Here is a 1787-nt window from a genome sequence, read left to right as displayed (position 1 = left end):
GAGCAGAACGGTGCCCACCCCCAAGGACCTGGCCGGACTGCGCGCCCCCGTCCCCGCCGCGGCCGCCGCACCCGCGGCCGCGACGGCGGGCGCGGGCAGCGCCCTGCGCTGGTCCTCCGACAAGGGCTGGATCGACCGGGCCGGCCCCCTCGGCGAACCCGCCGAGACCGCCTCCCTGCCCACCCTCGCGCACCTCACCAGCGCCGAGCAGCGCTGGGCCGACCGGGAGGAGGACATCACCACCGTCGGCGGCGACCCCTTCGAGGTCGGCCAGGTCTTCGCCCGGCGCTGGCTGGAACGCCTCCCGGAGACCGTCCACCTGCAGAAACTGGCCACCCTCTACCCCCGCATCCCGCACCGCATCGACGGCGAGCTGCTGCGCTACGCCGCCCGCTTCGGCCTGCTCGCACACAAGGACGACCAGATCGACGAGCACGACCGCTACGCCATCCGCGCCGGGTTCTGGCGGGAGATCGACGTCCGGGCCGCCGCCGACCACGTGGCCGCCGCGTCGGCGGGCCCCGCGACCCCGGGGCCCGGGGAGGCCCCGTAACCCCGTAGGCTGCTCCCTCGTGAGTACGGGCACCACGACACAGGCGGAGCACACCGCGGCAGGCGCCACGGGCGACGCGGTCTGCGTGGTGCGTGACCTGGTCAAGACCTACCCCGCGGTGCGGGCCGGGCGCGGCGCGCCGGCCCTGCCCGAGACGCGGGCGACCGACGGGATCTCCCTGGAGGTCCGGCGCGGCGAGATCTTCGGCCTGCTCGGCCCGAACGGCGCCGGAAAGTCCACGCTGGTCCGCCAGCTGACGGGCCTGCTACGGCCCGACTCCGGCACCGTCGAGCTGCTCGGCCACGACCTCGTACGCCACCCCGAGCGCGCGGCCCGGCTGCTGGCCTACCTCGGACAGGAGTCCACCGCCCTGGACGAGCTCACGGTGGCGCTGGCCGCCGAGACCACCGGGCGGCTGCGCGGGCTCGGCGTACGCGAGGCACGGGCCGCCCGGGACGAGGTCCTGGACGAACTCGGCCTCACCGCTCTCGCGGGCCGCCCGCTGAAGAAGCTGTCCGGCGGACAGCGCCGGCTCGCCTGCTTCGCCGCGGCCCTGGTCGGGGAGCGCCCCGTCCTGGTCCTGGACGAGCCCACGACCGGCATGGACCCGGTGGCCCGGCGGGCGGTGTGGTCCGCCGTGGACCGGCGGCGCGCCCAGTGCGGGGCCACGGTGCTGCTGGTCACCCACAACGTCATCGAGGCGGAGACGGTCCTGGACCGGGTCGCCGTCGTCGACCAGGGCAAGGTCATCGCCTGCGACAGCCCGGCCGGGCTGAAGGCGCTCGTCTCCGACGAGGTCAGGCTGGAACTGGTGTGGCGCACGACGCCCCCGCTGGAGATCCCCGAGGTCGCGGCCCTCCGCCCGGCGGCCGCCGAGGCGGGCCGGCGCTGGGTGCTCCGCCTGCCCCAGGACGAGGCCCGCGCGGCGGTGGCCGCGATGACGGGCGGCCCCGCCTTCGCCGCCCTGGACGACTTCACGCTGGCGACGCCGAGCCTGGAGGACGTGTACCTGGCGCTCGGCGGCCGGACGAAGGGCCTGGTGAAGTCATGACCGACCACCCCACAAACCCATCACCCACCCAGCCCCCACCACTGCCGGGCCTGCCCGCGGCTACCGCCCGGGAAGCCGGCCCGGCCGCCGACAGGACCCCGGTCCCGGTGGCCGTCCCGGCGGCCGCCGACCGGACCCCGGCCGCGCCCGCGGCGCTGGTGGCCGTTCCGCCGGCTACCGGCC

General features: G+C 76.8%; 1 protein-coding gene and 2 pseudogenes. All 3 read left to right on the top strand.

Annotated features, from left to right (window positions below):
• Positions 1–553, top strand: a pseudogene (locus GPJ59_RS35965) (NYN domain-containing protein); the annotation flags it as partial.
• A gap of 85 nt (positions 554–638) precedes the next feature.
• On the top strand, positions 639–1604 hold the full coding sequence (locus tag GPJ59_RS35960) for an ABC transporter ATP-binding protein (RefSeq protein WP_219672320.1): 966 nt from the start codon (positions 639–641) through the stop codon (positions 1602–1604).
• Positions 1601–1787: pseudogene (locus GPJ59_RS35955) on the top strand (hypothetical protein); the annotation flags it as partial. The gene GPJ59_RS35960 and the pseudogene GPJ59_RS35955, both read left to right, overlap by 4 nt.

The organism is Streptomyces bambusae, from assembly GCF_019400985.1.
GTDB lineage: Bacteria > Actinomycetota > Actinomycetes > Streptomycetales > Streptomycetaceae > Streptomyces > Streptomyces bambusae_A.
This window is presented reverse-complemented; position numbering and strand designations above follow the sequence as displayed.